Annotated in this window: 8 protein-coding genes; all 8 read right to left on the reverse strand. The window is 62.9% G+C overall.

The window, feature by feature from the left end:
• On the reverse strand, positions 1 to 1,673 hold a 1,673-nt coding region (locus B3187_RS10040; protein ID WP_286806180.1), incomplete at its 3' end, for a phage tail protein.
• The gene (locus tag B3187_RS10045; protein WP_286806181.1) at positions 1,663 to 1,893 is read right to left on the reverse strand and encodes a hypothetical protein; all 231 of its coding nucleotides are present in this window, start codon (positions 1,891 to 1,893) and stop codon (positions 1,663 to 1,665) included. The genes B3187_RS10045 and B3187_RS10040, both read right to left, overlap by 11 nt.
• Positions 1,893 to 2,123, reverse strand: coding sequence for a hypothetical protein (locus B3187_RS10050; RefSeq protein WP_286806183.1), 231 nt, complete (start codon positions 2,121 to 2,123; stop codon positions 1,893 to 1,895). The genes B3187_RS10045 and B3187_RS10050 overlap by 1 nt, the downstream gene beginning before the upstream one ends.
• Before the next feature lie 9 nt (positions 2,124 to 2,132).
• Positions 2,133 to 2,948, reverse strand: coding sequence for a phage BR0599 family protein (locus B3187_RS10055; RefSeq protein ID WP_286806185.1), 816 nt, complete (start codon positions 2,946 to 2,948; stop codon positions 2,133 to 2,135).
• Entirely contained in the window at positions 2,938 to 4,626 is a 1,689-nt protein-coding gene (locus tag B3187_RS10060; RefSeq protein WP_286806187.1) for a hypothetical protein, read from the reverse strand. The genes B3187_RS10055 and B3187_RS10060 overlap by 11 nt, the downstream gene beginning before the upstream one ends.
• Positions 4,627 to 4,629: 3 nt before the next feature.
• A complete protein-coding gene (locus B3187_RS10065) occupies positions 4,630 to 5,580 on the reverse strand; it encodes a hypothetical protein (protein ID WP_286806188.1) in 951 nt (316 codons plus the stop codon).
• A 12-nt stretch (positions 5,581 to 5,592) separates the two neighbouring features.
• Positions 5,593 to 6,438: a hypothetical protein gene (locus B3187_RS10070; protein WP_286806190.1), complete on the reverse strand. Its 846-nt coding sequence runs from the start codon at positions 6,436 to 6,438 to the stop codon at positions 5,593 to 5,595.
• Positions 6,439 to 6,440: 2 nt separating this feature from the next.
• The coding region (locus B3187_RS10075; RefSeq protein WP_286806192.1) for a hypothetical protein at positions 6,441 to 7,122 on the reverse strand (682 nt) is incomplete at its 5' end.

The raw sequence follows: 7,122 nt of genomic DNA on the forward strand, positions 1-7,122 counted from the left end.
AAGCCGCCGCCGTAGAACCACACCCGGGCGCCAGCGGCGTGGGCGGCCGGTACCGTATCGATACAACCACGGGCCAGCGTGGCCGTCAGCGCCTCGGCATCGATCGCATCCACCCGAAAAATCTCATCGTCAATCAGTGCGGCCGTGCCGACTTCCACCAGGTCGAGATCCGCCGCGCCGGTCAGGTTTACCGCCACGGCCACCTCACCGATCGGCATCTCGTCCACCAGCTCGGCGGTCGGGCAATAGTCGCCATCGGTGCCGGTTGTCCATTCGGTGGCGCCCGATGGTTGCGTCTGGAGCAAGAAGTTTTTGCCCAGGGGATTGGCTTTAAGGGCAAGCGCGGCCACCCAGGCGCCGGTGTCGTTCTCGGCGATATCTCGCACCACGCCCAGGGAATCCCGGTAGTTCAGCTCCACGACGCGCAGGGTGTCGATCGGCTCCGGAGTAATTTGCGGCGGCACATAGCCGGGCGGTTGCGCGGTCACGTAGCTGGTCGCGGGCAGGCCGAACACATCCTGGGCGGCGTCGATTTCGATGGGGCCCTGGCGCAGCTCGGAGTTGCGCACTTGGCCCACCCGCAGAATCATGTTCTCGATTCCGCGGCTCGGTACCGAGATGCGGAACACGGCGCCGGGCTGCAGCTGATAGCCGCGCCGGTCCATCCGCAACTTGAACCGCTTCACCCCGGTGCTGCGGGCCCGCAGCTCACGCTGCGCCACCCGGTAGGCCAGCTCGGCCGTGGGGATGCCGGTGTAGCTGAGCGTCTGGCTGCGCACGGCGCCGGCGCTCTGGATACCTGCGAGGTTTTGCACGCGCACCTGGCGATCTTCATTCGTGATGGGATCCCGATAGGTGACGATCACTTCGTTCACCGCCTCGGCGGGCGCGCTGGTGCCGTCCTCATCGATGGACACCAGACCGCTGTCGTAATCAAACAGTGGCAGGGTCTGTGGGTCGTAATCGTCCCGGATCAGGGCGATCTCCCAGCGGCCGGTAAAGTGGTCCAGGTACACACTGCCGCCCACGTGCTCCACCATCTCCTGGGTGAAGTCCTCCACCGAGCTGCTGCGGTTCCAGCGCAGGCAGAGGCCAAAGCTCTCGGCCACCAGCTGGTCCGCCGCCGCCTCAAACGAGGTGCCGACCATCTGGCGCGGGTTGCCCAGGCCCCAGTCCGGATCCGTCAGCGCTTGGTAGATGATGTGGATCGGGTTCATGGCGTGGATGTCGCCACCGGCCAGCTCGATCTTTGCCGCGAGCGGGTACCAGGGGTTGTCGCTGTCCCACCCGGCGGTGGTGCGACGCACCCGCAGGCTCCACGGCTTCGGGTAGGGGTTGAGGGAAGACACCAGGCCATCAAAGAACAGGGTCAACCGGCCACGGAATGCCGGCACCAGGCCGTCCAACATGGACGCCAACCTAGTGCTCACCGGTTGGGTCGGCTCGCCCATCATCACTTCCAGTGGGCCTTCCACACCGCCTTCGGCACTGTCGCCACCGAACAGCTCGCGGGCGTTGATCTGCACCGTCTGGTTGCCCGTCACGTTGCCCGTCCAGGCAGTGCGATCGGCCACTTTGATTTCCACCAGCGCATCCACGGGCCCACGGCACACACCCATGTGAATGCCCATCAAATAGTCGTAACCAATGGTCTGCTTGCTGCTACCGCCCACGTTTGGCCTCCATCATTTCGGCGTGCTCCACCAGGCGCAGCGCCAGGCCATCGCCGGTGGCGCGCAGTTGGCTGGCCGGGATACCCTCGCGCACAAAGGTGCGCCAGCTGATGCCGCGAGCGTTAAACCAGCGCCGGGCCCCACCGCTGCAATAACCCGGCTTGCCGGACAAGCCCGGTACCGAGCGCAAGTGCTCCAGGCGCACCATCACATCCGCCATCACTTCTTGCCCCCGCTCTTGATGGGCCGGGTGCGGAAGTTGCCCAGGCCCAGCACCATCCAGTCGGTCACCCACACATCGCCAAAAATCACACACTGGGGGGTGCCTTCATCCGGTACCGGGAAATCAAAATCACTGAGCGAGGCCGGTTTTGGCTTCTCCGGTTTGGGCGTGGTGACGTAGCTGATTGCGTAGGCCACCACCAGTTGCAGTACAAAATTCCAGACCATGGTTGCCTCCTAAAAGATGGGGTTGCCGTCGAACGGGCTGCGGCCCGGCAGGTGCGGCACACCGCCATAGTTCGCGGCGTTGTTAAAGCGGCTATCGCACACCTCAATGGTGCGCGGGCAGCCCGGGTAAGCGGTCACGGCCTGCCCCTGAACCAGCCCGGCCGTGCCGCCAAACATCACGGCCGTGGTGCCGGTATGGCTTTCGATCGTGCGCCGCTCCACCTCGGCATCACCCACGGGCCACTCAATAAAGCCGCCGGTAAAGTAGTCATCCGCAAAGCCGTTCAGCGCGGCCACTTCAATGCTCAGTCCGTTCAGGCCGGCAATGGTGCCCGGCACCTCAAACTGGGTTTTGTCCACACCGCAGCCCCGGCCATACAGCGCATAGGGGCAGTTGCGGCTCCAGCTCAAACGCAGGCCCGGTTGCGCCATGGCCGCCTGCATGGATTGGCAGGTGATCTTGCAGCGGTCCTCAGCCGTCCACTCCACGCCGTGGATCCGGCCCACCCAACTGACCAGGGGTTCTTCGTCCTGGTAGTGCACATCCCGCACAGTGAGGGTGATTTCGCGGCTGACGATCATGCCCCGGTACAACTGCGCCACGCCCAGGTCGTGCGGGCCGATGATCTCGAACGCATCGGCCTCGATGTCGCCGGTCTGGCGGGTGCCGTTGTCGGTAATGCTCGTGCTCACGTACAGCACACCAGCGTGCTCGATGTCCCGATCGGCCGTGCAGTAGGCCCAGCGGTCCTGCCCGCGCTCAAACAGATACAGGCGAATGGGCTGGCCATCGGCCAGGCTGGTTTCCCGTGCATCAAACGTCATCGTTCACCCCGCGAAACACCAGGCCGCAGCGGGCAATGGTGTTGGTTTCGTGTTCAATCTCCACGCCGTCATCGTCGAGCCGACACAACACCAGGTAGGAAATCATCCGCACCTGGTTCGGCGCGATCTGCTGGCCCAGGGAGCTGTCGATCTGAACCTGTTCGGTGTCATCGTCCTGCTCGGCGGCGCCGGTGATTTCCCGGTACCAGACGGTGCCGTCGAGCAGCTGGATGCGGATGTGCGATCGCTCCGGCCGGCCGTTCACAAAGCGGGCGTAGCCCACGTTGTCCACGCTCAATGTTGTGGCGCTTTCGGTGACGATCGCATTGATGGTCAGGTCGCTGGCGAATGTCGGTACCCACAGCGGTACCTGACGGCCGCGCAGGGCGTATAACAGGCGGCGCAGTTGGTCTTTCTCTTCCACGCCCTCGACCAGCCAGCGGTGCTCGCGCAGATCAAAGCCCCGGTCGGCGGTGTCCATTCGGCGCGGCGCGTTGCTGCCGTTGTCCAGCTCCAGGAGCAGGCGTGCAAAGCCGTGGGTCAGGTTGGTGCTCTCCTCCGGGTGCTGCTCGAGGACCGGATAGCCCTGGTACTCGGCGGCGGGCATTTCGGCGGGCCAATCGCACACATCCAGCAGCGTCCAGCTCACCTCAAATTCACTGGCCTGATCGTGGTAGCGGAGCAGCTCGGGTTGTTGCACCAGGTGGGCGCTGCGCACCGGGTAAATCTTGGTACCGCGACGCCAGGCGTTTTGCAGCGGGCGGGCGGTGTCCAGGCCGGTCGCGTCGATCACATCAATCTGCGCCACTTCCCAGGTGAAGGCATCGATGTACAGCATCACCAGGCCGCCCACCTCAAAGTCGTATCCGGCGGTGTCGCAAGGCACGCGGCTGACGCCGGCGTCCAGTTCGGTGGCCAGCCACTGCACGTCCGGGGCGATGGGTACCGCAAAGCTGCGTGAGCCCCAGCCAACCAGGGTGTGCTCCAGCAACTGGCGTTCACGGCCCTGGAGTTTGTACACGGCACTCAGTCCACGCCGTGGCGCCAGGCGCAGGGCGCGGCGCTGTTCGGTACCGGTGGGGCTGCGCAACACATCGGTGGCCCAGGCCAGGGTTTCTACCACCGGCTCGCTCCAGTCCACGGCGAAGGGCCAGCCGATCACCCGGGTACCGGTCACCGGTACCGCGACGGTCTGCACATCAAACACCCAGCCGATGGTGGCGCTCACGGTGGCGGGGCCTTCCGGCTGCACGGCAATAAACCACTCGTCCTCGGTCAGCGCCGGGTAGCTGTAGGGCGGAACGTCCGGCCCCTGAATGTTGATGCCCTCATCCACGCCGGTGATTTCATTCAGCTGACGCGGCCCGAAAAACGCATTGAACACCCGCACCGCTGTTACCTGCTCGGAAACGACGTTGCCCAGGTCAATACGCTGCGGGTTGATGTGGATGCGGTTATAGAAGTCGCCTCGGTAGCTGTTCACACCGAAGCCGGTGCGGGCGCTCGGATTGGCGCTTACCGGCAGGTTGGATGCCACGGCGGTGATGTCGGCGTTGGCCACCAGGCTGGCGTAAGGTGGCCACCAGTCCAGGGAGAAGCCCATGGTGGCATCGCCCAGGTTTGGGTTATCGATGCCACCAGTGGGAGATGAAGCGTAGAACCCATCGAGCACGGCCATCGGTTACGGCTCCGGGTCGTAGCGGATGGCCCAGCCCATGGTGCCGGAGTGATCACCGCCGGACGATGTGGTGCCGTCGCGCTGATCGGCGTTCTTGCGGTAGAACGGGTAGATGCGCCATTGGTCATCACCCAGCGTGATGATCTGGCCCGGGTCGTAGTTATCTACGCGCAGAGTGCGAGCGTTCTGCAGGTCCACTACCAGGCTGCGCTTGTCTTCGTTGCGACGGACAAAGAGCTGGATGGGAATCAGGACGGACTCGCTGTTCCAGCTGTTGGGGCTGATCTGCACCAGGACGTTATGGGTTTCTGAAATCGCACCATTGCCGTTGCCCGAATAACTGGTGTTGGGAGCCAGCCATCCGGGTACATCCGGCAGGTCGACGTGCACCGTGTGTTCGGTTCGGTAGTCGTATAGTCCGTAGGGTTTCCAGAAAATTCCGGTTGTGGACTGGTTGGCTGTGCCGGACGCTCCGCCTGAAGGCGTGATGTAAACGCCGCCATTGTTCGACGACGTGGCCAAGCGGTTCGCATTCGCGGCTATCCACATGCCGGTACCAGGCACCGAAATAGATGAACGACCGAAGGCCAGCCAAAAGTGGTAGTCAACCGAGAATTTTACAAGGGCAAAAACTTCATCAGGGTCGGTGAACAGATGGATATCCAGATCCATCGGCCACGTCGGAGCCGTAACGTTGGTGGATGGCGGCCCCATACGCGGCTGGATACCCGAGGGCTCCAGCAGGCCGCCGCTATAGCCGGTTCCGCCGTGAATGTGCAACCCTTCACTGTATTGTCCATCCGCGTCCTCGCTGGTAACCACCGTCAGCTCCGCCGCCAAATCGCTCTTGGTCAGCACGTTGCCATTCTGCGTCCAGCCATTGAGCACACAGGCGTTGATGATTTCGGACCGGATCTCGCTCCAGCTATTTACCGTGGCACTGTAGTGCGGCATATAAAGCTCCTATTAAACGTTGGGGTCCAGGCGCAGGGCGTAGTAGTCAGCAAATCCGGTGCGGCTCACATCCTGAATCACGACGTAGTCATCACCGCCAACCGTCAGCGTGTTCTCGACCGCATTGTTGAAGCCGCTGATATGAAAAATGCCATCCAACTCGCCGTAAATGCCCTGACTATCGTTCAGCATCACCGGGAGCAAAGGGTAGTTTCCATCGGTATCCCGAACGTTCTCGCTGCTGGTCAACTGGTTATCCACCCACGGCCACGTGTCGGGCACTCGCCAGGTGCCATCGTTAAAGCGCATCCGGCAGTTGTCCCGATTGCCTTTTGCGTACATCGAGTGGCTCGAATCACTAAAACGGGTTTCACTCTCATTGGTGAGCATGCCGCCCACAAACACCGGATAGGGGTACTGGCTCGGCGTGGCATAAGGCAGGAATTTACCCGCGTAGGCGCTCTCATACACCGGCGTGCCCACCTTCATCGCCAGGGCAATGCGCTGCGGGTTCACCGTCAACCAGTAGTCGATCCGGTTGTTGTGCGCCGGTAGGCCCAAGAGGATCGCGCCGGGCTGGCTTGCAAAGCTGTTGCCGGCCACGTAGCCGGTGAAGCCCGCCACCGTCATGTTGTACACATCGGCGCTGGCGTTCTGGTAGCACCGGAAGCCCACGAAGATCTCCTCGGTGCCGCTATAGCCCTCGCCCTTCAAAATCAGCTCGCGGTTGTCGATCGTGTCGTCATAGCGCAGCACCTGCCAGAAGCCGCTGGCCAGGGCAAAGCTGCGGATCTTGTCCAGCATCATGTAGTGGGCCAGCGTGCCCACGTTCTCTACAAAACCAATCTCGTACGGCATCGTTACACCTTCAGCAGTTGGCGGAATTTTTGGGGGTTGCGGCTGATCATTACGGTGATCGCCTCTTCGCCGGCGCGGCCGCGCATATAGCTGGCAATGCGGTCCGGGTCGTCGATGTAGTTCAGGTTGATGTTGTTGGCTACCTGGGCGCTGAACGCCTTTGACGGCTCGTCCAGGCTGGCTTTGCCCAGGCTCGGCGCACCCATCTCCGGCGCAGGCACACCGGCCAGGCCACCGGTGTTGTGGCGGGCCGGGTTCCAATCGTCCAGGGCGGCCATGCCGCGCTTGTTGAAGTCTTGCAGGAAGTCGAGCGCGCCGGGCTGGGTGGTGACGGCCGCGCGGGTCACGTATTCCTTATCGCTGAGCATGGCGGGGATGCTGTCGCTGGTGCCGGTACCGGGGCCGCGCACCTGGCCACCACTGGCGGCGAACAGGGCGCCGATACCACCACCAAATAGACTGCCAGTAATGTTCTCAGCCAAACCTTTGGCAGCCATGTCGGCAAGCGCATTGGCCACGCTCTGGCCCAGTTGGCTGATGGCATCACGCAGGTTCATGGTGCCGTCAGCCAAGCCTTTGATAGCAGAGGAAAGCCCAGACTCCAAACCCTGCTCCAGCGTGCGCTGAAGCTCACTGGTACTGGATCGCAGCTCCTTGACCTGGTTGTCCACCATCTGTAGTGCA

This window comes from Marinimicrobium sp. UBA4209, assembly GCF_002381585.1.
Taxonomy (GTDB): Bacteria; Pseudomonadota; Gammaproteobacteria; order Pseudomonadales; family Cellvibrionaceae; genus Marinimicrobium; species Marinimicrobium koreense.